Source organism: Actinokineospora xionganensis (assembly GCF_014323725.1).
Taxonomy (GTDB): Bacteria; Actinomycetota; Actinomycetes; order Mycobacteriales; family Pseudonocardiaceae; genus Actinokineospora; species Actinokineospora xionganensis.
Window position 1 is genome coordinate 52961 of the sequence record NZ_JABVED010000009.1, and the last position, 26606, is coordinate 79566.

A 26606-nucleotide genomic window follows, 5' to 3' on the forward strand; every position below is an offset into this window, starting at 1 on the left:
ATCCACGTGACGCAGCCGGTGACCGCGGGAGTGGCCGCCGTGGTGCTGGATCTGGCGGTGGCGCAGCAGCGGTCGGGGTGGTCGGTCGCCATCGCGTGTCCGCCCGAGGGGTGGCTGGCGGAGCAGGCGCGGGAGGCGCGGATCGAGGTGTGGCCGTGGGCCGCGACGCGGATGCCGGGGCCGTCGTCGGCGGTGGAAGCGGTGCGGCTGCGCCGGATTCTGAACCGGGTCGCACCGGATGTCGTGCATCTGCACAGTTCCAAGGCGGGTCTGGTGGGCAGGCTGGTGCTCCGCGGCCGGGTGCCGACGATCTTCCAGCCGCACCTGTGGTCGTTCCAGACCGCCGACGGGCTTCTGCGCCGGGCGTGCGGCGCCTGGGAGCGGGCCGCGTCGCGGTGGACGCACCAGTTGGTGTGCGTGAGCGACGACGAACTGGCGGCGGGTCGGGGCGTGGGGGTTTCCACGCAGGCGGAGGTGGTCTGCAACGGGGTCGACACCGCCCGGCTGCGCCCTGGGGACCGCGCGACCGCCCGCGCCCGCCTCGGCCTGGCCGTGGACGCGCCGACGGTGGTGTGCGTGGGGCGGCTCGCCCCGCTCAAGGGGCAGGACCAGTTGCTCGCGGCCTGGCCCGCGGTGCTTGCCACCGTGCCCACGGCACGTCTGGTGTTCGTCGGCGACGGTCCGATGGGAGACCCGTGGCGCGAGCGCATCGCGGTCGCGCGGCACGAGTCCGTCCAGTGGTGGGGGCACAGCGAGGCGGTCGCGGACTTCTACACCGCGGCGGACGTCGTGGCCCTGCCGTCGCGGGCGGAAGGGATGGCACTGGTGCCGCTGGAGGCGATGGCCTGCGGCAGGCCGGTGGTGGCCTTCGACGTCGGCGGGGTGCGGCAGAGCGTGGCGGGCACGGGCGCCGTGGTGCCCGCCGGGAGCGTCCCGGCGTTGGCCTTCGCGATCGTGCGACGGCTGGCCGACCCCTGTTTCGCGGCCCGGGAAGGCGAGTTGGCGAGGCTGCGCGCCGAGACCCTGTTCGACCGTGATCGTGCGACGGACCAGATCGCCACGCTCGTCGAGAAGCTTGTCTCCCCAAGGGAATCCGTATGACCCAGCGGCTTCGGATCGCGTACCTGCTGACCCAGGACCACGGCGGGCCGGTGGACCTCACCGTGCGCCTGGCCGCGACCCTGATCGACTCCGGCGAGGCCGAGGTGCGGGTCTTCGGCCCGCCGCCGCGGCGGGGCTCGGACCTTGTCGATGGGCACCACGAGCTCATAGCCGTCCCCCGCAAGGGAGACCTGGGGGCGGCGCGGAGGGCCAGGGCCGCGCTGCGGGCGTGGAGTCCCGACGTGGTGCACGCCCAGGACCGTCGGGCGGGCTTGGTCAGCGCGGGCCTGCCTCGCGTCGTGCACACCTACCACGGTGTCCCGGACGACGTGGGCGAGCCGTGGTTCCGCGGCACCCGGGGCGCGCCGAAGCCGTCGAAGTACACCAGGGCCGTCCTGGCCGCCGACGCCTTGGTGGCGCGCGTCGTCGCCCGCACGGTGGCCCCGGCCCCGAGCATGGCCACGTTCCTCACCGGCCGCCTCCGCGTCCCCACGCAACGGGTCGTCCACATCGACAACTGCGTGGCGATGGGCGAGGCCCGCCCGACGGCCGGGCCCGTCCGGAAGTTGCTGTTCGCCGGTCTCCTGGTGGAACGCAAGGGCTTGGACCTCCTGCTGGCGGCACTCGCCATCCCCGACACCATGCCCCCCGACGCGACCCTGACGGTGGCGGGCGACGGCCCAGAACGCACCAGGGCGGAACGTCTCGCTGATCGGCCGGGGTTGCGTGGCCGCGTGCGGTTCCTCGGTTTCCGGTCCGACGTGCCCGTTCTCCTGCGCCAGCACGACGCTTTTGTGTTGCCATCCAGGATGGAGCAGCAGCCACTGGTGATCGCGGAGGCGATGGCGGCCGGGAAGCCGGTGCTGGCCACCGACACGGGCGGCGTCGCCGACATGCTGACCGTCCCCGGCACGCGGCGGTACTTGGCCACCCCGGGTGATGTCCACGACTTGGCGCGGCAACTGCGCGCCCTCTTCGCCGCTCCCGCACACAGTGGCGACCTTCTGGCGGCCAACGCCCGCTCCCGCTTCTCCCCGGAAACCTGCGCCCACCAACACCTAACCCTATACCGAACCCTCACTGCTCCCATGTGATCCCGCGCGTGGACGGCAGCGGGTTGGGCCAGCCGGCTTTCGCGGGAGGCGCGTCTTGAGCCCGGTTCCGCGACCTGGGTGGGGTGCACCTTCGGGTGGTTGGGCTTGATTCGGGGACCCCTGAGATGGCCCTGCGGGTCAAGAAGGTGGGGAGAGGGAAGCCCCGCCCCCGCGAGGGTATGGCCATCTCCGCCTCGAATAAAGCCCAACCACCCGAAGCTGCAGTCCCGTTGGAGCCCTCGCGTCAGCAGGGAGAGGGGCTCACCCCGAGCCACACACGTCCACCTGCCACCCACCGGCGAGCGCAGCGACGCGTCTCCCGCGGGAAGCCGTTGGGCGGGTTCGCGGTGGAGAGGCCGTGATCCACTCCACCCCGATGCGCGCAGCGCGAGCCCCACCGCTCCGCTCCTCTCGATGCGCGCAGCGCGAGCCTCACCCTTGGCCCGGTAGGGCTGGCATGGTCACCGATCGCACCGTGGGCGACGTGCCTACTGGTTACACACCCGATGCGCGCAGCGCGAGCCTCCCCCTTGGCCCGGTAGGGCTGGCATGGTCACCGATCGCACCGTGGGCGACGTGCCTACTGGTTACACACCCGATGCGCGCAGCGCGAGCCTCCCCCTTGGCCCGGTAGGGCTGGCATGGTCACCGATCGCACCGTGGGCGACGTGCCTACTGGTTACACACCCGATGCGCGCAGCGCGAGCCTCCCCCTTGGCCCGGTAGGGCTGGCATGGTCACCGATCGCACCGTGGGCGACGTGCCTACTGGTTACACACCCGATGCGCGCAGCGCGAGCCTCCCCCTTGGCCCGGTAGGGCTGGCATGGTCACCGATCGCACCGTGGGCGACGTGCCTACTGGTTACACACCCGATGCGCGCAGCGCGAGCCTCCCCCTTGGCCCGGTAGGGCTGGCATGGTCACCGATCGCACCGTGGGCGACGTGCCTACTGGTTACACACCCGATGCGCGCAGCGCGAGCCTCCCCCTTGGCCCGGTAGGGCTGGCATGGTCACCGATCGCACCGTGGGCGACGTGCCTACTGGTTACACACCCGATGCGCGCAGCGCGAGCCTCCCCCTTGGCCCGGTAGGGCTGGCATGGTCACCGATCGCACCGTGGGCGACCACGCAATTGGTTACACACCTCGAAGGCGCGTAGCGCCGAGCCACGCCGGGTCAGGCGTGCTGATCGCACCGTGGGGGTCCGGGGGGTCGCCCCCCCGGGTGAAATAGCGAAAGAGCCCCCTATGCCTGCTTTCCAGGCATAGGGGGCTCCCACTCTGTAGCCCCGACGGGATTTGAACCCGCGCTACCGCCTTGAGAGGGCGGCGTCCTAGGCCGCTAGACGACGGGGCCAAGGAACTTTCATCTTAAGTTATGTTGTCTTGCTGGCGGGAATCCTACCAGATGGCTTTGGACTCTTTACCGCTGGGGTACCAGGACTCGAACCTAGACTAACTGAACCAGAATCAGTCGTGCTGCCAATTACACCATACCCCAATGGCTATTCGATCAGCCCTGTTCGGATCTCTCCGTTAGTGCTGTTCGGGGCGCCGGAGAAGATGTTAGACCACACCCCGTACGGAGGAGAAATCGGGGCCTACCGTCGCGGGGTGGGGACTCCGGAGGCGCTGGTCAGTGTCGGTGTGCGGTAGTCGGTGACCAGGAGTTCCGGCAGGTCGGCGAGGCTGTCGATCACGGGGACGACGGTGTCGGTGTGTTCGCTGCCACCGGTGCGGTCGAGCCAGACGCCGTGGAGGCCCGCGGCGCGGGCGGCCAGGGCGTCGAGGTCGAGGCGGTCGCCGATGTGCAGGGTCTCACTGGGGTGTACGCCCAGTTGGGCGCAGGCCGCGTGGAAGATCGCCGGGTCGGGCTTGGCGACGCCGAGTTCGCCCGCGCTGACCACGACGTCGAAGTAGCGGGAGATGCCTTGTGCGGCGAGGCGTGCCCGCTGGTGAGGGGCTGAGGCGTTGGTCACAGCGGCGATCATGAAACCGGCGGCGCGGAGCCAGTCGAGGCAGGGGCGGGCGTCGGGGAACAGGGTCCACGCCTGGCGCATCTGGTCGAGTCTGCGGTCCTCCAGCACCGCGACGGCGTCGTCGTCGATGAGGGCGCCGAGGTCGGCCAGGAACGCCTTGGTGCGGGTGCGGCGCATCGTGTCGTAGTCGAGTTCGCCGGAGACGACCATGGCGCTGTGCTCGTCGGTGACGCGCTGCCAGGCGGGCCACATGTCGTCGCGGCCGATCAATTCGGTGAGTGCCGATCTTGCCGACCCAGTGAAATCGATCACTGTGTCGTCGATATCCAGGCACACCGCGTGAATTGTTGGCGGGCAGTGGTCGCGGGTCAGCGCTCCGGGCGTGGCCGTCGGCAACATAAAAGACATGAGCGCTGATGTCATTCAGCGACGATATGTTGTCGAAGCGCCTTTTCGATTCGTCTGCACAGGTGATATTTCGGCTACTTGCACGGTCAAGCACGAACGCGCCGCGATTGGTCCCGAAAGAGTTCTATCGCGGCGCGTTCGGCAAGCGTTACGGCAGTGCGGCGCGCAGCCTGGAGAGGGTGCGGTCGCGGCCGAGCAGTTCGAGGGACTCGTACAGCGGCGGGGACACCGTGCGGCCGGTCGCGGCGACCCGCACGGGGGCGAAAGCCTTCCGCGGCTTGAGACCCAGGCCGTCGATCAGCGCCGCCTTGAGCGCCTCCTCGATGGCCGGGGTGGTCCACTCGGCGAGACCCTCAAGCGCCTCGATGCTCGCGTCGAGGACGGGCTTGGCGTCCGGTCCGAGCGCCTTCGCCGCCGAGTCCTCCTCGGGGGCGAATTCGTCCTCGGGGGTGAACAGGAACCGCATCATCCCGGCGGCGTCGGCGAGCACGATGACTCGCTCCTGCACCATCGGCGCGATCGCGTCCACTGTGGCCACCTGCTCGGCGGTCGGCTCGGCGGGAAGCAGTCCGGCCGAAATCAGATAAGGCAGCGTCCGGCTGACGAACTCCGCGGGCGCCAGCGCGCGCACGTGTTCGGCATTGATCGCTTCGGCCTTCTTGAGGTCGAATCGGGCCGGATTGGAGCTGACTTTGCCGATCTCGAATGCCTCGACCATCTCCGCCATGGTGAAGATGTCGCGGTCGTCCGCAATGGACCAACCGAGCAGCGCGAGATAGTTGAGCATTCCCTCTGGGACGAATCCGCGCTCGCGGTAGGCGAACAGATTCGACTGCGGGTCGCGCTTGGACAGTTTCTTGTTGCCCTCGCCGCGCACCAATGGCATGTGTCCGAAATGCGGGGTGAACTCGGCGACGCCGACCCGCCGCAGTGCCTCGTAGAGCGCGATCTGCCGCGGGGTGGACGGCAGCAGGTCTTCGCCGCGCAGCACGTGGGTGATCCGCATGAGGGCGTCGTCGACCGGGTTGACCAGGGTGTAGAGCGGCTGGCCGTTCGCGCGGACGAGGACCGGGTCGGGCACGCTGCCCGCCGGGAAGCTGATGTCGCCGCGGATGAGGTCGGTGAATCCGATGGCCCGGTCGGGCATGCGCAGCCGCAGGGTCGGCTCGCGACCCTCGGCCCGCAGCTTGACCTTGTCCGCGTCGGTGAGGTCGCGGTCGAAGTTGTCGTACCCGAGCTTCGGGTCCTGCCCGGCCGCCTTGCGCCGCTCCTCCACCTCCTCGTTGGTGGAGAACGACTCGTAGAGCTCGCCCGCCTCGGTCAACTTGCGGATGACCTCGGCATAGCGGTCACCGCGCTGGCTCTGCCGGTACGGGCCGTAGTCGCCGCCGACCTCGGGGCCTTCATCCCAGTCGAGTCCGAGCCAGCGCAGCGCGTCGAGGAGGGCTTCGTAGCTCTCCTCGGAGTCGCGCGCGGCGTCGGTGTCCTCGATGCGGAAGACGAGTTTGCCGCCGTTGTGCCGGGCGAAAGCCCAGTTGAACAGCGCTGTACGGATGAGCCCGACGTGCGGGGTGCCGGTCGGAGACGGGCAGAAGCGGGCTCGGACTGGGGAGTTCGCGTCAGGAGTACTCATGGCCCGATCAGCGTATCTCTGCCGATCTCACTTGACCGACTCGACGCCCGGGTGCATCCTGAGCTTATTCAACCGGCGTTGAAAAGGGGAGATCACCATGGACCGCACGACGGTGTGCGTGGCGGGCGGCGGGCCCGCCGGGATGGTTCTGGGGCTGCTGCTGGCAAGGGCGGGGATCGAGGTCACGGTGCTGGAGAAGCACGACGACTTCCTGCGCGACTTCCGCGGCGACACCGTGCACCCGCCGACCTTGGACCTGCTCGACGACCTCGGCCTCGGCAAGCAGTTCGCCGCGCTGCCGCAGAGCCGGATCCAGCAGGTCCAGGTCCCGTACAAGGGCGGCTCACTCGTCCTCGGCGACCTGACCCTGCTGCGTGGCAGGCATGACTACATCGCGATGGTCCCCCAGTGGGACCTGCTCGACCTGCTGGCCAAGGCCGCGCGTGAGGAGCCGACGTTCACCCTGCGGATGGGCACGGAGGCGACCGGGCTGATCCGGGAGAATGGCCGCGTCACCGGCGTGACCTACTCGACGAGGGACGGTGGCAGCGGCCAAATCCAGGCGGACCTGACGGTCGCCTGCGACGGCCGGACCTCCCTGCTGCGGGCCAAGGCGGGCCTGCGGTCGAAGTCGTACCCGACCCCGATGGACGTCTGGTGGTACCGCCTCCCCAAGCACGAGGGCGACCCGTCGGGCATCGTCGGCCTCCTCGGCAACCACCGCGCCGCCGTGATGATCGACCGCGCCGACTACTGGCAGTGCGCCACCCTCATCCGCAAGGGCACGGACGCGGAGGCCCGCCGAACCCCGATCGAAAACCTCATGCGGGACATGACGGAAGCCGCTCCCTGGCTGTCCGACCGCGCCGACGCCCTGTCCTCCTGGGATGACGTCAAGGTGCTCGACGTCAAACTCGACCGCCTGCGCCAGTGGCACATCGACGGCCTGCTCTGCCTGGGCGACGCGGCCCACGCGATGTCCCCGGTCGGTGGTGTGGGCATCAACCTGGCGGTCCAGGACGCGGTGGCGGCGGCCCGACTGCTGGCGGCCCCGATCAAGCGCGGCACGTTGTCCACAAAGGACCTGGCGAAGGTTCGACGGAGGAGGCTGCTGCCGACGGTGGTGGTGCAGACGATGCAGCGGATCGCCCACGCGAAGGCCCTCAAGCCCGCGCTGGACGGCGAGGTGAACATCGCCCAGTCCGTGGTGCCGCCCAGGCCGCTGCGGCTGATGGCCCGAATCCCGGCCCTGCGCCGAATCCCGGCTCTGATCGTCGGCCGCGGTCTGCTCACCGAGCCGACCCCGGTCTTCGCCCGCCGCTGACCACGCGAGTCCCCACCTCCCGACGATGAGTTCTCACGTGAAGTGGGAACTCGGTGTCGGGAGGGTGGGGACTCGCGGGGGTTTAGCGGAGGGTGACGGGGTTGGTGAGGGTGCCTAGGCCAGCGATGGAGACCGAGACGCTCTGGCCGTCCTTGATCTGGCCGACGCCCGCGGGGGTGCCGGTCAGGATGATGTCGCCGGGCAGCAGGGTCATCACCGCCGAAACCCACTCCACCAGCTTCGGCACGTCGTGGATCATGAAGGCGGTGCTGGAGTCCTGCTTGACCTCGCCATCCACCGTGGTCGTCAGGTCGAGGTCTTCCGGCGAGACCGACGTGTCGATCCACGGCCCCAGCGGGCAGAACGTGTCGTGCCCCTTGGCCCGGGTGAACTGCCCGTCCGCCTTCTGCTGGTCCCGCGCGGTCACGTCGTTGGCGATCGTGTACCCCAGGATCACGTCCTTCGCGCGCGCCGCGGGCACGTCTCGGCACGGCATGCCGATGACGACCGCCAGCTCGCCTTCGAAGTCGACGTGATCGGAGTCACGCGGCAGCTTGATGGCCGCGTCGGGGCCGATGACCGTCGTGGACGGCTTCATGAAGATGACCGGGTGGGACGGGGCCTCCGCGCCCATCTCCTTCGCGTGGTCGGCGTAGTTCTTGCCGACGCACACGATCTTCGTGGGCAGGATCGGGGCGAGCAGCCTGGTGTCGGCCAGCGGCCACCGGCGTCCGGTGAACGTGGGCGTCCCGAAGGGATGCTCAGCGATCTCCGCCGCGACCAGGTCGTTCCCGTCGCCTTCGACGGCGACGAAGGCGACACCTTCCGGATGGGCAATTCGAGCGATACGCACGACCACACCCTAAGCCCCCCCGTTTCGGTCGCGAGTCCAACGTTGACGACAACGAGTCCAACGTTCAGAACATCACAGGTTCCAGCTCACAGTGACGTAGAGCGGAAGTCGATGTTTTGAACGTTGGACTCGTTGTTGTGAACGTTGGACTCGCGACCGAACGGGTCAGCGTTCGGTGGGGGTGAGGCTCTCCTTGGCCAGGAGGTAGCCGGGGAGGGCCTTGTCGTAGTCGGCTCCGTCGGCGGCGGTCACGGAGACGACCACCGACCGCAGCGGGGTCACCATGGCGAACGCGCGGGCTCGGGCGCCTTGCTCTTTGACGTAGGTCACCTCGACGCCCTCGCCCATGCCGACGTTCGTGTCGCGGTACTGCGGGTCGGAGATGGCGCCCTCGCTGCCGAGGAACTTCTCCAGCGCCCCGCGCGGCGTCGAGCCGGGCTCACGGCCCACCCAGGCCCGCAGGAACGCCGCCTTCCCGCTGCTCTCCTTGACCTGGCAGGCCAGTGCCAGACCACCGCGCGGCGACCCGCCCGGCGGCGTGGGCACGACCTCCCACTGCTGACCGATGTCGAACACCACCGGCATCGAACACGTGTCCGGCGTGCCGACCTGCTGCGCGGTGGCCGCGGGCGTGGCCCGGGTGTGCCAGACGTCGGAGGCGGGGGGCGCCGAACTGGGCGGCGGCGCGGCGTTGCCCGGCTGGGTGCCACCGCCCGCACACCCGGTGACCATGATCGCCACCGACACGATTGCCGCCGCCACCTGAATCCGACGCACCCGACTGCCTCCTCTGCCCTGAAAGGCCTACGGACGCAGGCCCCCACCCGTCGGCACACCCGACCGGACACGCATGGCCTTGTGCGTCAGCGCGTCGCAGAGGGCCAGCCAACTGGCCTCGACGATGTTGCCGTGCACGCCGACCGTGGTCCATTCGAGCCCGTGGTCCGTGGACTGCACCAACACCCTCGTGACGGCATCCGTGCCGTGTTCGGTTGCACGCGGACTACCACCGGAGGTCAGAATCCGGACCTTGTAGTCGGTCAGCTCGACCTCGTCGATCCACGGCAGGTGCGGCACCAGCGCCTTGCGCAGGGCCGCGTCCAGCGCGTGGACCGGCCCGTTCCCCTCGGCGGTGGCGATGACCCGGCGTCCGGCCACGTGCACCTTGACCGTGGCCTCGGAGACGACCTCGCCATCGATCCGGTGGTCGAGGATCACCCGATAGGACTCCAGTTCGAACGGCGTCCGAACCGCCTCGGCGCCGCCGACCTCGTCGCGCAGCAGCAGTTCCAGGGAGGCGTCGGCGGCTTCGAACGACCAGCCGCGCGCCTCCAGTTCCTTGACCTTGGCCAGCGCGTTGTTCAACGCGTCGGGCCTGCCGGCCAGGTCGACCCCGAGCTCGTGTCCCTTGAGCTCCAGGCTGGCCCGGCCGGCCATCTCGGTGACCAGCACCCGCATGTCGTTGCCGACGATGACCGGATCGATGTGGTTGTACAGCTCCGGGTCGACCTTGATCGCGCTCGCGTGCAGGCCCGCCTTGTGGGCGAACGCTGACGTCCCGACATAGGCCTGGTGGGTGTCGGGAGCGATGTTGGCGATCTCGGCAAGAGCATGGGAGACCCGGGTGAGCTCGGGCACGGCCTCGGTGGGTAGCACCTGCATGCCGAGCTTGGTCACGAGATTTCCGATCACGGCGAACAGGTCGGCGTTGCCTGCCCGCTCCCCGTAGCCGTTCGCGGTGCACTGGACGTGGCTCGCGCCCGCCTGCACGGCCGCGACGCTGTTGGCCACCGCGCAGGACGTGTCGTCCTGACAGTGGATGCCGACCCGGAAGCCGGTCTTGTCGATGACCGTGCGGACCGTCTCGGCCAGGCCGAGCGGAAGCTGCCCGCCGTTCGTGTCGCACAGGACGGCGACGTCGGCGCCCGCCTCCATGCCCGCGCCGATGACGCGCAGCGCGGTGTCGGGGTCGAATGCGTAGCCGTCGAAGAAGTGTTCGGCGTCGAGGAAGACCCGCCTGCCCTCGCCGACCAGGAACGCCACGGTGTCGCGCACCATCTCCGCGGCCTCGTCGACGTCGGTGCGCAGGGCGAGTTCGATGTGCCTTCGGTCGGACTTCGCGACCAGGGTGACGACCGGCGCCTGCGACTCCAGCAGCGCCCTGACCTGCGGGTCCGTGGCCGCCTTGGCCCCGGCGCGCCGGGTCGAGCCGAACGCGACGAGCGCGGCGTGCTTGAGGTCGAGTTCCTTGGCCGCGCGGGCGAAGAACTCGGTGTCCTTGGGCATGGCGCCCGGCCAGCCGCCCTCGATGAAGCCGACGCCCATGTCGTCGAGCAGGCGGGCCACCGCGAGCTTGTCGGTGACGGAGTAGGAGATGCCTTCCCGCTGGGCACCGTCGCGCAGGGTGGTGTCGTAGACGTGGAAGGTGTCGCCGAGCGGTGTGCCTGCGGGCGTCGTGCGGGTCACGGGGGCTCCTGGGTCAGAGGGCATTTCGTTGGCCGGAAAACAAAAAGACCCCCCGCATGGATGCAGGAGGTCAGCGCGCCGGGTGTGTAGCTCTGCTACCCAGCGCGCTCGTCAATAATGATCATGGAGAAAGTGGCCACGGCCTGATAGTGCCACAGTGGACGTGGCGGTACCAACTCGCGGACCCAGGTTCCCAAGCCCTGGGACCCGCGAGTCGGCAGCGCAGGTCAGCGGACCGCGACCACGACGTGGTCGTCGCCGAATTGCCAGACCGGACCGGCCGCGGCGAAGCCCGCGTCGGTCAGCAGGCCCACGTACTCGCCCACCGTGAGGCCGCTGGAGGAGACGTGGGAGATGGTGACCGCGGAGTGCGCGGCGGCGAGGTCGCCCATGCCAGGTTCGGCGAGCACGGCGTCCCACCAGGCCCGCCAGTCCTCGTTGTCCACGACGCCCACGCGGACCGCGCGGGCCTCCCGGACGACCTTGGCGTACGCGTCGAGCGGCCCGTCCAGGTGCATGTTGTCGGCGTTGACCAGCACGCCGCCCGGCCGGAGCCTGTTGGCGGCGGTGACGAACACCTGGGCCAACTCGCCCGGCACGAGCCAGTGCAGGGCGGTGCTGGAGACCACGGCGTCCCACTCCCCCGCCATGCCCACGGCGTCAGCCCAGGCCGGATCGCCGAGGAGGGCGCGGACGAACCGGACGTCGGCCCGGGTGCCCGCGTTCGCCAGCTCCAGCAGCAGCGGGTCGGCGTCGACTCCGACGACCTCGGCGTGTGGCAGCGCGTCCGCGATCCGTTCGGCCAGCGAGCCGGGGCCGCAGCCGATGTCGACGATCCGAGGCTTGGCGATGCCGGCCGTGGCCTGCCGGACCACGTCGACGACGACCCGGAACCGCTCTTCTCGGTCGGCGACGTAGCGCTCCTGCTGGGCGTCCCACCGGTCCAGCCACTTCCGTGCGGTTATCGTGTCCACAAGCCCCTCCAGTAACTGACGAAATCAAGAACGACAGTGACAAACCTAGAGACAAGGACGTGACTGGTCAAGTGGACTTCGACAGTCACTCAAGCGTGGTGACCCAAGTGGCACTGGCCTTGATGAACGAGGTGTCCCCGGGATGCAGGCGCGGCCGTGAGTTCCCCGCGCCCGACGACCTGCCCAAGGCCATGACCAGGGCGATCGCGTCGGTCAACCCGAAGTGGGGCGGCCCGCCGAACGACGCCGCCGCGGCGCGGCTGGCGGCCTGGGCGGTCCGACTGCACCAGGCGGTCAGGGCCGTGGACGTGGGCGACGTCGACACCGCGTGCGTCGAGGTGAACCAGGTCATGCGGGAAGCGGGCGCGCTGCCGACCTTGGCGCGGCACGACAACGAGCCCTGGCACCTGCACTTCCACGCCGTCGACGCGCCGTGGGACGAAAGCTGGGCGGCGTCGATGGCCACCAGCCTGGCCATCGTGCTCGGCAACACCACGATCGAACGGCTCGGCATCTGCAACGCGACAGCGTGCGACCGGGCCTATTTGGACGTCTCACGCAACGGAACGCGGCGCTTCTGTTCCACGGCTTGCCAGAACCGGGTCAAGGCGGCCGCGTTCCGCGCGCGTCAGTCGGGTTAGCGGCCCAACAGGAACTTGTTGAACTCCACGATCGCGGCGGGATTGCGCGGCCCTTCGACGAGTGCCGCGTAGGGCAGCACGTAGAACCGCTTGTCGCGGATCGCGGGCACGCTCGCGAGCGCCGGATGCGAGAGCAGGAACTGCTTCTTGGCCTCGATGCTGTCGCTGGGCCCGTTGCCGTAGTCGTTGATCAGGATCACCTCAGGTGCCCGCTGGACCACGGACTCCCAGCTCACCGTCGTCCAGCTGTCATCCAGATCGCCGAAGATGTTGTCCCCACCCGCTTTCGCGATGATCTCCTGCGGGCCGGCGTTGCGCCCGGACGTGAACGGCTGGTCGATCCCGGCGTCGTAGAGGAACACCTTGGGCCGCTTCCAGTCCGCGGGAAGCGCCTGGGCGGAGGCGACCTGCTCCTGGTAGCCCGCAACGAGTTCGTCCGCCCGCCGCCGCACGCCGAAGACCGTCCCAAGGTTGCGCAGGTCCGTGTACAGCGCCTCCAAGGGGTCCATGATGCCGCGCTGCTTGCCGACGCCGTTGCGGCACGACTCGGTCAGCAGGTAGCTCTGGACGCCCAACGCCTTGAGGCTGTCGGGCGTGAGGCCCTTGGTCTCGTTGAACCCGTAGTTCCAGCCCGCGAACACGAGATCGGCGTTGGCGCCCTGGATCGGCTCCAGGGCGATGTCCTCGGCGATGCGCGGGACCTTCTCGAAGTCCGCCTTCCACGGCGAACTCGCGATGCCGCGGTCCTGCCCGCGGTCCACTGTGTACCCGGCCATCCGGTCCGCCAGGCCGAGCGCGAACATGATCTCGGTGATGCCGATGTCGTTGGCCACCACCCGAGACGGCGCGCGGTCGAACTTCACGTCCGCGCCGCAGTTGCGGACACTCACCGGATATCCCTGTGTGGGCGCGGAATCGTCGGCCGCGATCTCCGCACCACAGGCGGACGTGGTCAGCACCATGGCGACGGCCAGGACTCGGGTTTTCACTGAATCTCCTCTTGGTGGACGAGCCGGTCATAGAGCAGCTGTGGGGCACCGGAAACGGGATGCTCGACGACGAACGCCCGCACCCCGAACACCTCGGCGACCAGTTCCGGGGTGAACACCTCGGCGGGCCGTCCACTGGCGACGATCCGCCCTTCGGCCAGCACGTGGACGCGGTCGCAGTAGGTGGCGGCGAGGTTGAGGTCGTGCAGCACGGTCAGCACCGTCAGCCCGGTACCCGCCACCAGCGCGAGGATCTCGTGCTGGTGGCGGATGTCGAGGTGGTTCGTCGGCTCGTCGAGCACGAGGACTTTCGGCTGTTGAGCCAAGGCGCGGGCGACGAGCACCCGCTGCCGCTCCCCGCCGGACAGCGTGAGCACGCTGCGCTCGGCGAGGTGGGTGGCGTCGACGCGTTTCAGCGCCTCCGCGCAGATCGCGGCGTCGGCCTCGTTCTCGCGCTCGAAGGTTCCCTTGTGCGGCAGGCGGGCCATGGCGACGACCTCGGCGACGGTGAAGTCGAGGTCCACCTGGCTGTCCTGGGTGACGGCGGCGAGCACGCGGGCGCTGTCCTTCGGCGCCATCGCCGCGAGTGGTTCGCCACCGAGCAGCACGGCTCCCGTGTTCGGGGTCAGTGAGCGGTAGACGCAGCGCAGGGTGGTCGTCTTGCCGCTTCCGTTGGGTCCCACCAGACCGACGACGCTGCCGGTGGCGGCGGTGAGCGAGACGTCGGACACGATCGTGCCGACGGACAGGTCGCGGAGTTCGATGTCCATCAGCGGCCGCCGAACACGTAGCCGCGGCGACGCATGAGGAACACGAAGCACGGCACACCCACGACCGCCGTGATCACGCCCAGCGGCAGCTCCTGCGGCGCGGCGACCGTGCGCGCCACCAGGTCCACCCAGATCAGGAACACCGCGCCCGCCAGCGGCGCCACCGTCAGCACGCGCCGGTGGTCCGCGCCGACCACCATCCGCACCAGATGCGGCACGACCAACCCGACGAACCCAACCGCGCCGCTCACCGCGACCAGCGTCCCGGTGAGGACCGACGACACCACGAACAGCGTGCGGCGCAAGGCGGTCGGGTCGACACCCAGGGTCAGCGACGTCTCATCGCCCATGGACAAAGCGTTGAGGGAGCGGGCGATCAGCCGCAGGTAGACGAGACCGACGACCACCGCCGCGGTCGACAGCGGCAGCATCGCCCAGGTGGCGGCGCCGAGGCTGCCCAGCAGCCAGAACAGCACCGACCGGGCCGCTTCCCCGTGCGGCGCGAGGAAGATCAGCACCGTCGTGACCGCCGAGAAGGCGTACGCCATCGCGGTTCCGGTCAGCACGAGCCGCAGCGGCGTCAGGCCCTGCGACGTCCGCGCCGCAAGGTAGACCAGCACCGTCGCGACCAGCGCCCCAAGCGACGCCGCCACGGACAGCGCGTAGAGGCCCATCGACGCGAACACCCCGAACACGACCACCGTCGACGCTCCGACCGACGCCCCCGACGACATCCCCAGCACGAACGGGTCCGCCAACGCGTTGCGCACCATGGTCTGCACGACGACACCGACCACGGACAGCCCCGCCCCGACGACGGCGGCGAGCAGCACCCGGGGCAGTCGGATCTCCCACACGATCCGATAGGTGCCCGCGTCGGCGTGATCGATGATCCCGCCGAACAGGGCGGCGCGCAGGTGGGTGACGGTGTCGACGAGGGGAACCCGGACCGGGCCCAGTGCGACACCGCACACCACGGACACCAGGAGAGCCACGCAGAGCAGCGCGACCGTCGGCCCGAGCGGGCGCCTGGACAAAGGGACAGGGGCGGACACGGGCACCTTTCGGAGTGCGGGTCCGAAACGAAACCCACGACCCCGGCACGCGCGCGTCGACACCGGAAGGGACTTCGCCCGCAGACCTCGGCGGGAGAGAGCTGGCTTGCGCGGGTTGTCAGGTGGTCGGGCTCGTCCGCCGTGAGGCGGACCTACCGTTGCGGGTCAGCGCCGGATTTTGACCGGTCTTCCCCTTCGAACCGCGGATGAAGTTGTGGCACGCATGGTGGTGGCACGGCGACTGGCCTGTCAACGCGACATGCTCCGCACGTGCGAATGGCCACACCCGCGTCGGCGGATGTGGCCATTCGGACGAGCTTTCTCCTAGCTGACGCGCACGTTCGACGACACCAGGGCCGCCAGCCGGTCGCCGATGGCGAACGTGCCACCGGGCGACGCGTGGTCGCGGGTGGCGAGGTCGAACGCCACCGACGCCTCGATCCGCCGGGCCGACTCGTTCTGGCCCAGGTGGTCGAGCAGCAGCGCGACCGACAGCACGGCGGCCGTCGGGTCGGCGATGCCCTGGCCCGCGATATCCGGCGCGCTGCCGTGCACCGGCTCGAACATGCTCGGGTTGCGCTTGGTGATGTCGAGGTTGCCGCTGGCCGCGAGGCCGATGCCGCCGGTGACCGCCGCCGCCAGGTCGGTGAGGATGTCACCGAACAGGTTGTCGGTGACGATCACGTCGAAGCGGGTCGGGTCGGTCACCATGTGGATGGTCGTGGCGTCCACGTGCTGGTAGGCGACCGTGACCTCGGGGTGCTCGAGCGAGACCTCCTCGACCACGCGCGACCACAACGAGCCCGCGTGGGTGAGGACGTTCGTCTTGTGCACCAGCGTGAGGTGCTTGCGCGGACGGGCCGAGGCACGGCCGAACGCGTCGCGGACCACCCGCTCGACGCCGAACGAGGTGTTGACGCTCACCTCGGTGGCGATCTCGTGCGGAGTGTCCTTTCGCAACAGACCGCCGTTGCCCGCGTACAGGCCCTCGGTGCCTTCGCGGACGACGATCATGTCGATCTCGCCCGGGTCGACGATCGGGCTCTTGACGCCCGGGTAGAGCCGCGCCGGGCGCAGGTTCACGTGGTGGTCGAGCTCGAACCGCAGACGCAGCAGAAGGCCGCGCTCCAGGATGCCGCTCGGCACCGAAGGGTCGCCGACCGCGCCGAGCAGGATCGCGTCGTGCTCACGCAACTCGCCGAGCACCGACTCCGGCAGCAGCTCACCAGTCGCGTGCCAACGCGACGCGCCGAGGTCGTAGCGGGTGATCTCGGCGGTCGGAACGACCTCGCCCAGCACTTTCAGTGCCTCAGCGATGACTTCCGGCCCGATCCCGTCACCTGGGATCACCGCGAGCCGCATGCACACACCTCCCGGAGTATCGGCCCGAACTGACAGGGCCTCGTAGACGAACGAAAGGCTACCGGCAATAAGCCCGATTGCCGCACCTCGCCACCCCTCTGGGTGGTTTCATCACACCTCGACCGTGCTTCTGCTACACCTGCGGTGCCGAAACCGGCTGAGAGACAACCATTCCGGGCACGCGGACGGGAAGATCGAGCATCCCAGCAGTTGGACCCGATCAGGTGTCGCGCTCCCCGCGGCCGCGGGGAGCGGACGGAATCCAAGTCGATCAGCCGAAGTCGATCGAGCGGACCGTGCGGGCGCCGATGGACTTGCCGATCGACTCCAGCACCGACTGGTCGACCGAGCGGCCCACGCGCAGCACCATCACCGCGTCGGTGCCGTCGGTGGTCTGGCTGATCTGCGCGGCGTCGATGTTGATGCCCGACTCGCCGAGCAGGGTGCCGACGGTGCCCATCACGCCGGGGCGGTCCGGGTATTCCAGGAACACGACGTCGCCTTCGGCACGCAGGTCGAAGTGCCTGCCGTTGACCTCGACGAGCTTCTCGACCTGGGTCAGGCCGGACAGCGTGCCGCTCACGGTCAGCGACGCGCCGTCGGGGTAGACCGCGCGGAGCGTGACAAGGCTGCGGTGGTTGGCACTCTCGGACTCCTTGGTGAGGTCGATGGCCACCCCGAGGTCCTCGGCCAGGCGCGGCGCGTTCACGAACGTCACCTGGTCCTCGACGATGCCGGAGAACACGCCGCGCAGGGCGGCCAGCGGCAGGATCGAGACGTCCTCAGTGGACAGTTCGCCGCGAACGACCACCGAGATCGAGGTGGGTGCCTTCGGGCTCAGCGCGGAGAGCACGGTGCCGAGCTTCTGGGTCAGCCGCAGGTACGGGCGGACCTCTTCGCCGACGACGCCGCCCGCGGCCACGTTCACCGCGTCGGGCACGAACTCGCCACGCAGGGCCAGCAGCACCGAGCGGGCCACGTCGGTGCCCGCGCGGTCCTGGGCCTCGCCGGTGGAGGCGCCCAGGTGCGGGGTCACGACGATGCCCGGGACGCCGAACAGCGGGCTCTCGGTGGTGGGCTCGGTGACGAAGACGTCGACACCGGCGCCGCCGACCTGGCCGCCGCGGACGGCGTCGGCGAGCGCCTGCTCGTCGATCAGGCCGCCGCGGGCGGCGTTGACGATGATGACGCCCTTCTTGGTCTTCGCGAGGGCGTCGGCGTTGAGCAGGCCCTTGGTCTCCGGCGTCTTGGGCAGATGCACGGAGATGACGTCGGCGCGGGAGAGCAGCTCGTCGAGGCTGACCAACTCGATCCCCAGCTGCGCGGCGCGCGCGGGCGAGGCGTACGGGTCGTAGGCGATCAGCGTGGTGCCGAACGCGGCGAGGCGCTGGGCGAACAGCTGGCCGATCTTGCCCAGGCCGACGACGCCCACGGTCTTGCCGTTGAGCTCGACCCCGGAGAACTTGCTCCGCTTCCACTCGCCGCCCTGCAGCGTGGCGTGGGCGTCGGGCACCTGGCGGGCCACGGCGAGCAGGAGCGCCACGGCGTGCTCGGCGGCGGAGACGATGTTGGAGGTCGGCGCGTTGACGACCAGGACACCCCGGTCGGTAGCGGCGGGCACGTCGACGTTGTCGAGGCCGACACCCGCGCGGGCGACGACCTTGAGCTTGTCGCTGGCCTTGAGCACCTCGGCGTCGACCTGCGTGGCCGACCGGACCAGCAGCGCGTCGGCACTGGCCACGGCGGCGAGCAGGGCGGGGCGGTCGGTGCCGTCGACGTGGCGGACCTCGATCTCGTCGCCGAATACGTCCAGCACGGACGGCGCGAGCTTCTCGGCGATGAGGACGACGGGTCGGGTCGAATTGGTCACGCTGCGACTCCAAGGTCAGGAGGCTGGGCAGGAGACGGTTACCGCGCTGTAACCAGACGTGGACGAGTCTATGACGTGGGCTGAACCGTTTCACCAGGAGGTGGGATTCATGACATGGCAGCGTTGGGCCACACCAAGGTCAACTACCGACTGTCACTCCCCGATGACTTGCGGAGCGGTGAACTCGCCGCTGCCGAAGACCTCGTCGTCATCGCCCTCGACCAGGAAGGCGGGGCGCTTTTTCTCCTGGTCCTTGACGGTGGGGAGCTCGGGGTGGTCGTCGTTGGAGCGAACCGGGACGGGAGTGCTGCCGGTCGAGTAGCCACCGGAGCCCGCGGGCCCGAAGCCGCCGCCGAAGGCCCCGACGGGCGGCAGCTTGGCCGCCATGGCCGGGGGTGGCTGTGGTGGCCGGTTGGGTGCGGGAGGCCGGTTCGGCGGGTTCGGCCCGGGTGGCCGGTGCTGCAGGCGGGAGGCGTCGGGGCCGGGTTGTCCCATCGGACGGGCATTGTCCGAACCCGGCTGGCCCATCGGACGGGAGGCCTCGCGGCCGGGCTGACCGGGCCGAACCGGCGGCCGGGTCTCTGGCCCGGGCTGACCCATCGACGGACGGGAGCCGTCGAAACCAGCCTGACCAGGCCGAACCGGCGGCCGCGATGGCCCCGGCCCGGGCTGACTCATCGGCTGCGACGCGTCAGAACCCTGCCCCGTCGGACGAGGAGCATCGGGACTGGACTGTCCCGTCGGACGAGGGTCGGGACCGGGCCGCCCCATCGGCGGGCGGGACGCATCAGGGCCGGGCCCGCCCGATGGGCGCTCAGGGATGTGACGGTGCGCCGGATCTGCTTGGCCGGGCATGACCGGACGGTCGGAGCCGGGCATGGACTGGCCAGGCCGCATCGACCGATCGTCGGGCGAGGGCTGGGCGGGGTGATTCCGCGATCCGGGCAAATGCTGACTGGCCTGGCCGGGCGAACGGTCCGTCGCGGGCGTCGGACGGCCGGGCCCGGACACGTGCTGGCCAGGTCCCGTTGCCGGGCCCCTGCCATCGGGCAGGTGCTGTCCGGGGCGCCCCTGAGGGGCAACCGGATGCCGGCCGGAAAAGTCGGGCCGACGGTCGCCCTCGGGTGTCGGTTGCCCGGGCACGGCGGGCAGGTGCTGACCGGGCACACCAGGCGGGCGATCGCCGTCCGCCATCGGATGAGCAGGCCGGACGGGCGGACGCTGACCGGACACGCCCGGCATCGGGTGGGGATGGCGGGGCTGATCGGGCACGTGCTGACCAGGCCGCATCCCTGGCCGCTCACCCTGAGACACCTGCTGACCGGGGCCAGTCGGGGGTGGATCGTCGGCGGGAGCCTCACCCACCGGGCGCGGTGGGTTGTTCGGGCCAGGATGGCCGGGACCGTTGGCCGGGTGTCCAGGCCCCATCGGTGCTCCAGGCCGGCCCTGCCGCGGGTGCGCCGAAGCCGGATCGGGCCGTAAGCCGGGCCCACCCGGCAGCTTTCCCTGCGCCCCTGGGGGTGGGGCTTGGTCGGCCGGGTGCCGACGATGCTGAGGGCCGGTCGGCGGGTGGTTCTGCCGGGCAGGCATCGGCACCCTGCCCGCCGACGAGTCCTCCATCGGGTCCCGCCCACCCATCGGCCTCGGCGGGAACGGCGCTGGTTGAGGGCCGGTGTGCGACCGGGCGGGCTCTCCACCGCCGAACGGCATGGACGGGGGCTGAATGGGCTGCGGTCCGCCCGGAGGCGACCCAGCCATCGGGCGCCCCTCGTCCGGTGACCGAGGTCCGGCCGGGCGCTCGCCGGTCGGAGAGGGATCGGGCATGGGCAAACGGTCCTCACTCAAAGGCGTACGCGACACCTCCACCGGCCCAGGTGGGCCGGGTGGAAGCACAGGACCACCCATCCGATCGGACGCCGGGTACGCATCCTCCACCGGCGCTCCGTGTCTGCCGGCGGAGCCCGTCATGGGCTCGACGGAAGCCGGAGGGTAGGCGCCGAACACAGGATCATCCACGAACGAACGATCCCCAACAAACGACGAAGACGGGCCCTCCATCAGAGCTCCGTGCCTGCCCACCGGGGGACCACTCACCATCGGCTCGGCAGAAACCGGTGGATAAGCCTCAACGGCCTGCTGATCCCCATCGAACGGCGGGTATGAACCCACTGACCTCCCACGACCGCCCAGCGGCAGCGGAGGGCCATCCACAACGGGCGCGGATGCCGGGTCAGCCATCGACGCCCGAGGGAGATCCGGTGAGGCGGGGGTTGGCCGGTCCGCGTCGGCAGGCGCTTCGGCAGGCCAAAGCTCCTCCCGCCGCGTCGCCTGCTCCTCCGCCGCGTCTCCGGGCCATCCGATCGCCCCCGTTCCAGGGGCAGGCTCCTCGGAGCCGCCGATCCGGGGGGCGACAAGTTCCTCGTGCGGCACGCCGCGGGCTCGGCGTGAGCGGCGGCCGGGAGGGGCGCTTGGCTCCTCGAACCGGTCTGCCGAGTCGTGTGTCAAAGAGTGGGGCTCCACGAAGCCTCCACCGGGCCGGACATCCCCAGAACCCCCATCGAAAGAACCGCCGACCGGATCAGCGCCCGTCCGACCATGCCCCCCACCGGGTAAGTGCTCCTCAGCCGCCTTCCGCGCCTCCGCCGAATGGCGTCCCGAAGGGGGCGCCCACGCGCCCTCCTCCTGCGGCCACTCCGGCGTCGCGGCTGGAGCCACCCAGTCACCCGATCCAGTGAAATCCCCCCGGTCCCGGGCCGCGCCCGGGCTCACCACGGCTCGTCGAACTCGCCTGCCTTGGCGCCCTCGACGAAGGCATCCCACTCAGACTCGGTGAAGACCAGGACGGTGTCGTCCGGGCCGGTGAACTTGGAGTTGCGCATCGCGATGTAGGTCTTGCCGTCGGTGTGCGGCACGAACGCGATCTCGACGTATTCGCCGTTCGGGTCGGCGTCGGGCTCCGCGGCGCGCTGCCAGTCGGCCTTCGTCAGGTCGAGGTTGCCGCGCACCTCGGCCTTGTCGTCGTAGATGGGGGCGCTGTCCATCGCGTCTCCTACTGGTCCGAATGCGTCACCAAAAACTGTCGGGCCCAGGTATACCGCAGTGGGCGGCGCGGTGATGCCGGAACGTGTCGGTCCGGCCACTGTGCTGTCGCGCTCAGTAGCGTGGCCCGGGTGAGCTCGTATTACGCGCGTTACCTGAGTGGCGACCATGTGGCCGTCTGGAACGACCTTCGCGCGCTCGGCGACATCCCCGACGACGTGGCGGAGGACGCCGCCGCGGTGGCCGACGAGACGATGATCCGGGTCGCCCAGCACGTGGCCCGCATCGCGGCGGCGCTGCCCGAGTTCGGTTGGGTGTCCTCGGACCGGCTGGTCCCCGCCCACCAGCCGCCCACTGAGGACGACGACGACCTGGTCGACATGCTGATCGACAAGATCGGCGGCCTGCCCCTGGCCCTGGAGGCCTGCCTGCGCCGCGTCGGCGAGGTCTGGTTCGCGGGCGACTGCCAGGTCCTGGAGCTGACCTACCACCAGCAACCCGCCCCGCGCGGCACCCCGCCTGGCCCGGAGTACCCGGACCCGCTGTGCCTGGGCAACGCCTACTCCCTGAGCTACGAGTGGCAGCGCTGTGAGAACCCGGCGGCCTTCGTCTTCGCCATCGCCCCTGACGAGAGCACGAAGGCCAACGTCAACGGCGCCACCCACGGCATCGAACTGCCCGCCCTGACCGCCGATCCGGTCCTGCGGGGCGTCTCGGGCAGAACGGGCATCACGCTCGTCGACTACCTGCGCGAGTCCGTGGCCTGGGGCGGCTTCCCGGGCTTCTCCTTCATCCCGGAACTGGCCCCCGCCGCGCTCATCACCCTGCGCACCAAACCCGACTTCTGAGAGAAACACGGTGGCCCGCGGCGTCGAGGACGCCACGGGCCACCGTTGGGGAGAAGCCTCAGGCGGTGTCGGTCAGCGGCCGGTCGACCCAGGACATCAGGCCACGCAGCTTGCGCCCGGTCTCCTCGATCGGGTGCTGCTCGCCCTGTTCCTGCAGCTTGCGGTAGTTCTCGCGACCGGCCTCGTCCTCGGCCACCCACTCGCGGGCGAAGGTACCGTCCTGGATCTCGCCCAGGATCTTCTTCATCTCCTCCTTGACCGCGGGCGTGATGACGCGCGGGCCGCGGGTGAGGTCGCCGTACTCGGCGGTGTCGGACACCGAGTAGCGCTGGCGGGCAATGCCGCCCTCGTACATCAGGTCGACAATGAGCTTGAGCTCGTGCAGCACCTCGAAGTAGGCGATCTCCGGGGCGTAGCCGGCCTCGGTGAGCACCTCGAAACCGGTCTGGACCAGTGCGGACGCGCCGCCGCAGAGCACGGCCTGCTCGCCGAACAGGTCGGTCTCGGTCTCCTCGGTGAACGTCGTCTTGATGACGCCGGCGCGCGCGCCGCCGATGGCCGCGGCGTAGGACAGGGCGAGCGCCTGGGCGCCGCCGGTGAAGTCCTGGTGCACGGCGATGAGCGCCGGGACGCCCTTGCCGTCGACGAACTGGCGGCGCACGAGGTGGCCGGGGCCCTTCGGCGCGACCATGGCCACGTCGATGTTCGCCGGCGGCTTGATCAGGTCGTAGCGGATGTTGAAGCCGTGGCCGAAGAACAGCGCGTCGCCGTCGGAGAGGTTGGGCTCGATGTCCTCGGCGTAGATGAAGCGCTGCTTGGTGTCGGGCGCCAGCACCATGATCAGGTCGGCTTCCTTGGAAGCCTCCGCCGGGGTGAGCACGCGCAGGCCCTGCTCCTCGGCCTTGGCGCGGGACTTGGAGCCCTCGGGGAGCCCGATGCGGACGTCGACACCCGAATCACGCAGGCTCAGCGCGTGCGCGTGGCCCTGGCTGCCGTAACCGATGACCGCGACCTTGCGACCCTGGATGATGCTCAGGTCGGCGTCGGCGTCGTAGAAGATCTCGACGGACATGGTGCTAGTTGTTCCTTCCTGGGACTAACGAAATCAGTGGGAGTCGGTCACCGCACGGCGGTTGCCGTGATAGAGCGCGGACCGCGGCCGATGGCGACCATGCCGGACTGGACCATTTCGCGCACACCGTAGGGCTCGAGCATGCGCAGTAGCGCTTCGAGCTTGTCGGCGGTGCCGGTGGCCTCGATGGTAAGCGCCTCGGGTGAGACGTCGACCACCTTGGCGCGGAACAGGTTCACCGTTTCGAGGACCTGGCTGCGCACGGTGGCGTCGGCGCGGACCTTGACCAGCAGCAGTTCCCGCTGCACCGCGATCGACGGCTCGAGCTCGACGATCTTGATGACGTTGATCAGCTTGTTCAGCTGCTTGGTGACCTGTTCCAAGGGCAGTTCGTCGACGGCGACCACGATCGTCATCCGGGACACGTCCGGGTGCTCGGTCGGCCCGACCGCGAGCGAGTCGATGTTGAAGCCGCGCCGGGAGAACAGGCCGGAGACGCGGGCCAGGACACCGGGCTTGTTCTCGACGAGAACGCTCAGAGTGTGAGTAGTCATGATCATTCCTCGTCGAACAGTGGCCGGATGCCGCGCGCGGCCATGATCTCGCTGTTGCCCGTGCCCGCGGCGACCATGGGCCACACCTGGGCGTCCTTGCCGACGACGAAGTCGATCACGACGGGCCGGTCGTTGATCGCCATGGCCCGGTTGATGACCTCGTCGACCTCTTCCTTGGTCTCGCACCGCAGGCCCGCGCAGCCCAGCGCCTCGGCGAGGAGGGTGAAGTCGGGGATGCGGAACTTGTGCGTGCCGAGGTCGGTCTGGGAGTAGCGGCCGGAGTAGAAGAGGTTCTGCCACTGCCGGACCATGCCCAGGTTGCCGTTGTTGATGACGGCGACCTTGATGGGCGCCCCCTCGATGGCGCAGGTGGCGAGTTCCTGGTTGGTCATCTGGAAACAGCCGTCGCCGTCGATCGCCCAGACCACCGAGTCCGGCTTGCCGAACTTGGCGCCCATGGCGGCGGGGACGGCGTAGCCCATGGTGCCCAGGCCGCCGGAGTTGAGCCAGGTGCCCGGCTTCTCGTAGCGGACGTGCTGCGCGGCCCACATCTGGTGCTGGCCGACGCCCGCGGTGTAGATGGCGTCCGGGCCCGCGATGGCGCCGATGCGCTCGATGACGTACTGCGGCGACAGCGTCCCGTCCTCGGGCCACTCGTAGCCAAGGGGGTAGGTCTCGCGCCACTGGTCGAGCTGCTTCCACCAGGGGGTGAGGTCCTCGGAGCCGGAAGCCTTCTCGGCCTTCACCGCGGCGATCAGCTCGATCAGGATCTCCTTGCAGTCGCCCACGATCGGGACGTCCGCGCGGCGGTTCTTGGAGATCTCGGCCGGGTCGATGTCGGCGTGCACGATGGCCGCGCCGGGCGCGAAGGACCCGAGCTGACCGGTGACCCGGTCGTCGAACCGGGCGCCGAGGGCGATGAGCAGGTCGGAGCTCTGCATGGCGCCGACCGCGGGGACGGTGCCGTGCATGCCGGGCATGCCCAGGTGCTGCTTGTGCGAGTCGGGGAACGCGCCACGGGCCATCAGCGTGGTGACCACGGGCATGCCGGTCAGCTCGGCGAGTTCCAGCAGTTCGGGGGACGCCTGGGCCTTGATGACGCCGCCGCCGACGTAGAGGACCGGGCGCTTCGCCGAGCACATCAGCTTGGCGGCCTCGCGGACCTGCTTGCCGTGCGGGCGGGTGGTCGGGCGGTACCCGGGCAGCCGCAGCTCCGGCGGCCAGATGAAGGACGTCTGCTCCTGTAGGACGTCCTTGGGGATGTCGACGAGAACCGGGCCGGGCCTGCCGGTCTTCGCGAGGTGGAACGCCTCGGCGATGATCCGCGGGATGTCGGCCGGGTCGGTGACCAGGAAGTTGTGCTTGGTGATGGGAAGCGTGATGCCGCAGATGTCGGCTTCCTGGAACGCGTCGGTCCCGATCAGCGCGCGGGTCTGCTGGCCGGTGATGGCCACGAGCGGCACCGAGTCCATGTTCGCGTCCGCGAGCGGGGTGACCAGGTTCGTAGCGCCGGGGCCGGAGGTGGCCATGCAGACGCCGACCTTGCCGGTGGCCTGCGCGTAGCCGGTCGCGGCGTGGCCCGCGCCCTGCTCGTGGCGGACGAGGATGTGGCGGACCTTGGTGGAGTCGAGCAGGGGGTCGTACGCGGGCAGGATCGTGCCGCCGGGGATGCCGAAGACGATTTCGACGCCTACCGCCTCGAGCGAGCGGACGAGTGACTGCGCGCCGGTCACCCGAACGGGTGTCCCGGTCGGCGGCGCGGGCTTGGGGCGGGCGGAGTTGCCCGGCCCCGGTGTCGCGGGGGCCGGCGTGGGCCGCGATGTGGCGCTGGTCATCGTTTCTGCCTCGTGGGTAGAAGTGTTATCTGGTCACGGGAAGCGGGTGAGGGCACAAAAAAGCCCCCGTCGACCGGCATGGTCGTACGAGGGTCCGCGCGTTCGATGCGTGCTGGCTTCCGTCAGCGTCGAACGCGCGGCGGAAGTACGAGAATTGACTGTGAGGGCACGGCTCAGACGCTAATGCGTTCGGCCTAGGGCGTCAACTCTGCGGGATCGTGATCCCGGATACTGGACGGGCGGCAGGGGGTCGCGCGTATGCCCGCGGGTGCGAGGGTGCACCATTTGTCCTGTGTCCGACCAGCAGATTCCCTCCAAGCTCGTGTTCCGGATCCCCGGTGTCGCCATCCTCGCGGCCCTGCTCCTGGCCGTGTGCGCGACGCCGGTGGCGTTCGCGGCGCCCTGGCTCCCGCTGCTCTACGTGATTCCGCTCGCCATTGTGGTGTGGGTCATCCGAGTTCGCACCACGGCGACCGCCGAGGGCATCGTCGCCCGCGAGGTCTTCCGGAGCCGGACCATGCCGTGGGACTCCCTCAAGAGCCTGCGGCTGACCAAGCGCTCCGGGGTGCGCGCGGTGCTGGCCGACGACACCGAGGTCACCCTTCCGTGCGTCCGCGTCCGGCATCTGCCCGCGCTCGCGCTGGTCAGCGGCGGCCGGCTGGACGACCCGACCGAGACTCCGGTCACCGAAGCCGAGGACAAGGCCGAGGAACCCGTCGTCGAGGCGGAGTAACCTA

At 69.9% G+C, this 26606-nt stretch carries 22 protein-coding genes and 2 tRNA genes; 6 read left to right on the top strand and 18 right to left on the bottom strand.

The window, feature by feature from the left end; translation table 11 throughout:
• Positions 1–6: 6 nt before the first annotated feature.
• Positions 7–1101 carry a glycosyltransferase gene (locus tag GPZ80_RS33730; protein ID WP_222719492.1) on the top strand — a complete coding sequence of 365 codons (1095 nt, stop codon included), beginning with the start codon at positions 7–9 and terminating at the stop codon, positions 1099–1101.
• Positions 1098–2195: a glycosyltransferase family 4 protein gene (locus tag GPZ80_RS16920; protein WP_187221344.1), complete on the top strand. Its 1098-nt coding sequence runs from the start codon at positions 1098–1100 to the stop codon at positions 2193–2195. The genes GPZ80_RS33730 and GPZ80_RS16920 overlap by 4 nt, the downstream gene beginning before the upstream one ends.
• A 1286-nt stretch (positions 2196–3481) precedes the next feature.
• Here the strand turns inward: GPZ80_RS16920 and GPZ80_RS16925 are convergent.
• From GPZ80_RS16925 to gltX, 4 genes are all read right to left on the bottom strand, one after another.
• Positions 3482–3554 (bottom strand) — tRNA-Glu (locus GPZ80_RS16925).
• A 72-nt stretch (positions 3555–3626) separates the two neighbouring features.
• Positions 3627–3698: transfer RNA gene (locus GPZ80_RS16930), tRNA-Gln, on the bottom strand.
• A 100-nt stretch (positions 3699–3798) separates the two neighbouring features.
• A complete protein-coding gene (locus GPZ80_RS16935) occupies positions 3799–4512 on the bottom strand; it encodes an HAD family hydrolase (RefSeq protein WP_376771685.1) in 714 nt (237 codons plus the stop codon).
• Positions 4513–4732: 220 nt separating this feature from the next.
• The gene (gene gltX, locus GPZ80_RS16940; RefSeq protein WP_187221345.1) at positions 4733–6217 is read right to left on the bottom strand and encodes a glutamate--tRNA ligase; all 1485 of its coding nucleotides are present in this window, start codon (positions 6215–6217) and stop codon (positions 4733–4735) included.
• 97 nt (positions 6218–6314) lie between these two features.
• Here gltX and GPZ80_RS16945 point away from each other — a divergent pair, with 97 nt between their 5' ends.
• The gene (locus tag GPZ80_RS16945; protein WP_187221346.1) at positions 6315–7541 is read left to right on the top strand and encodes an FAD-dependent oxidoreductase; all 1227 of its coding nucleotides are present in this window, start codon (positions 6315–6317) and stop codon (positions 7539–7541) included.
• 82 nt (positions 7542–7623) lie between these two features.
• Here GPZ80_RS16945 and GPZ80_RS16950 read toward each other — a convergent pair whose 3' ends face one another.
• The 4 genes from GPZ80_RS16950 to GPZ80_RS16965 form a co-directional block, all read right to left on the bottom strand.
• Complete coding sequence (locus GPZ80_RS16950) at positions 7624–8394, bottom strand: fumarylacetoacetate hydrolase family protein (protein ID WP_187221347.1); 771 nt, start codon at positions 8392–8394, stop codon at positions 7624–7626.
• Positions 8395–8559: 165 nt separating this feature from the next.
• Positions 8560–9171: a lipoprotein gene (locus tag GPZ80_RS16955; RefSeq protein WP_187221348.1), complete on the bottom strand. Its 612-nt coding sequence runs from the start codon at positions 9169–9171 to the stop codon at positions 8560–8562.
• A gap of 27 nt (positions 9172–9198) precedes the next feature.
• A complete protein-coding gene (gene cimA / locus GPZ80_RS16960) occupies positions 9199–10860 on the bottom strand; it encodes a citramalate synthase (protein ID WP_187221349.1) in 1662 nt (553 codons plus the stop codon).
• 227 nt (positions 10861–11087) lie between these two features.
• A complete protein-coding gene (locus tag GPZ80_RS16965; protein ID WP_187221350.1) occupies positions 11088–11834 on the bottom strand; it encodes a class I SAM-dependent methyltransferase in 747 nt (248 codons plus the stop codon).
• Positions 11835–11941: 107 nt separating this feature from the next.
• Between GPZ80_RS16965 and GPZ80_RS16970 the strand changes: the two genes are divergently transcribed.
• The gene (locus GPZ80_RS16970) at positions 11942–12475 is read left to right on the top strand and encodes a CGNR zinc finger domain-containing protein (RefSeq protein ID WP_312880387.1); all 534 of its coding nucleotides are present in this window, start codon (positions 11942–11944) and stop codon (positions 12473–12475) included.
• Here the strand turns inward: GPZ80_RS16970 and GPZ80_RS16975 are convergent.
• The 7 genes from GPZ80_RS16975 to GPZ80_RS17005 form a co-directional block, all read right to left on the bottom strand.
• Positions 12472–13464 carry an ABC transporter substrate-binding protein gene (locus GPZ80_RS16975; protein ID WP_312880388.1) on the bottom strand — a complete coding sequence of 331 codons (993 nt, stop codon included), beginning with the start codon at positions 13462–13464 and terminating at the stop codon, positions 12472–12474. The two genes, GPZ80_RS16970 and GPZ80_RS16975, sit on opposite strands and share 4 nt — an antisense overlap.
• Positions 13461–14234 carry an ABC transporter ATP-binding protein gene (locus GPZ80_RS16980; protein WP_187221351.1) on the bottom strand — a complete coding sequence of 258 codons (774 nt, stop codon included), beginning with the start codon at positions 14232–14234 and terminating at the stop codon, positions 13461–13463. Before GPZ80_RS16980 ends, GPZ80_RS16975 begins: the two co-directional genes overlap by 4 nt.
• A complete protein-coding gene (locus tag GPZ80_RS16985) occupies positions 14234–15289 on the bottom strand; it encodes a FecCD family ABC transporter permease (RefSeq protein WP_312880389.1) in 1056 nt (351 codons plus the stop codon). Before GPZ80_RS16985 ends, GPZ80_RS16980 begins: the two co-directional genes overlap by 1 nt.
• A gap of 324 nt (positions 15290–15613) precedes the next feature.
• Complete coding sequence (locus GPZ80_RS16990; RefSeq protein ID WP_187221353.1) at positions 15614–16651, bottom strand: 3-isopropylmalate dehydrogenase; 1038 nt, start codon at positions 16649–16651, stop codon at positions 15614–15616.
• 271 nt (positions 16652–16922) lie between these two features.
• Positions 16923–18521: a phosphoglycerate dehydrogenase gene (gene serA, locus GPZ80_RS16995; protein WP_187221354.1), complete on the bottom strand. Its 1599-nt coding sequence runs from the start codon at positions 18519–18521 to the stop codon at positions 16923–16925.
• 153 nt (positions 18522–18674) lie between these two features.
• Positions 18675–19016: a hypothetical protein gene (locus GPZ80_RS17000; RefSeq protein WP_187221355.1), complete on the bottom strand. Its 342-nt coding sequence runs from the start codon at positions 19014–19016 to the stop codon at positions 18675–18677.
• 2270 nt (positions 19017–21286) lie between these two features.
• A complete protein-coding gene (locus tag GPZ80_RS17005; RefSeq protein WP_187221356.1) occupies positions 21287–21562 on the bottom strand; it encodes a DUF397 domain-containing protein in 276 nt (91 codons plus the stop codon).
• Positions 21563–21691: 129 nt separating this feature from the next.
• On the opposite strand from GPZ80_RS17005, the gene GPZ80_RS17010 reads away from it, so the two are divergent.
• The gene (locus GPZ80_RS17010) at positions 21692–22408 is read left to right on the top strand and encodes a hypothetical protein (protein ID WP_187221357.1); all 717 of its coding nucleotides are present in this window, start codon (positions 21692–21694) and stop codon (positions 22406–22408) included.
• Positions 22409–22466: 58 nt separating this feature from the next.
• Here the strand turns inward: GPZ80_RS17010 and ilvC are convergent, their stop codons facing one another.
• Genes ilvC through GPZ80_RS17025 form a run of 3 tightly spaced genes read right to left on the bottom strand, consistent with a single transcriptional unit; the run spans position 22467 to position 25869 of the window.
• On the bottom strand, positions 22467–23480 hold the full coding sequence (ilvC, locus tag GPZ80_RS17015; RefSeq protein ID WP_187221358.1) for a ketol-acid reductoisomerase: 1014 nt from the start codon (positions 23478–23480) through the stop codon (positions 22467–22469).
• A 47-nt stretch (positions 23481–23527) separates the two neighbouring features.
• Positions 23528–24034 carry an acetolactate synthase small subunit gene (gene ilvN, locus GPZ80_RS17020; RefSeq protein ID WP_091371379.1) on the bottom strand — a complete coding sequence of 169 codons (507 nt, stop codon included), beginning with the start codon at positions 24032–24034 and terminating at the stop codon, positions 23528–23530.
• Between the two features lie 2 nt (positions 24035–24036).
• Positions 24037–25869, bottom strand: a complete 1833-nt coding sequence (locus GPZ80_RS17025) for an acetolactate synthase large subunit (protein ID WP_187221359.1) — start codon at positions 25867–25869, stop codon at positions 24037–24039.
• Between the two features lie 292 nt (positions 25870–26161).
• Between GPZ80_RS17025 and GPZ80_RS32765 the strand changes: the two genes are divergently transcribed.
• Entirely contained in the window at positions 26162–26602 is a 441-nt protein-coding gene (locus GPZ80_RS32765; RefSeq protein WP_187221360.1) for a PH domain-containing protein, read from the top strand.
• The last annotated feature ends 4 nt before the right edge of the window (positions 26603–26606 follow it).

Coding starts and splice junctions, on each gene's coding strand:
- ilvN (WP_091371379.1), bottom strand. CDS start 24,034: ATGACTACTCACACTCTGAGCGTTCTCGTCGAGAACAAGCCCGGTGTC.
- GPZ80_RS16990 (WP_187221353.1), bottom strand. CDS start 16,651: ATGCGGCTCGCGGTGATCCCAGGTGACGGGATCGGGCCGGAAGTCATC.
- GPZ80_RS17025 (WP_187221359.1), bottom strand. CDS start 25,869: ATGACCAGCGCCACATCGCGGCCCACGCCGGCCCCCGCGACACCGGGG.
- gltX (WP_187221345.1), bottom strand. CDS start 6,217: ATGAGTACTCCTGACGCGAACTCCCCAGTCCGAGCCCGCTTCTGCCCG.
- ilvC (WP_187221358.1), bottom strand. CDS start 23,480: ATGTCCGTCGAGATCTTCTACGACGCCGACGCCGACCTGAGCATCATC.
- GPZ80_RS16920 (WP_187221344.1), top strand. CDS start 1,098: ATGACCCAGCGGCTTCGGATCGCGTACCTGCTGACCCAGGACCACGGC.
- GPZ80_RS17005 (WP_187221356.1), bottom strand. CDS start 21,562: ATGGACAGCGCCCCCATCTACGACGACAAGGCCGAGGTGCGCGGCAAC.
- GPZ80_RS16945 (WP_187221346.1), top strand. CDS start 6,315: ATGGACCGCACGACGGTGTGCGTGGCGGGCGGCGGGCCCGCCGGGATG.
- GPZ80_RS17000 (WP_187221355.1), bottom strand. CDS start 19,016: ATGGGACAACCCGGCCCCGACGCCTCCCGCCTGCAGCACCGGCCACCC.
- GPZ80_RS16980 (WP_187221351.1), bottom strand. CDS start 14,234: ATGGACATCGAACTCCGCGACCTGTCCGTCGGCACGATCGTGTCCGAC.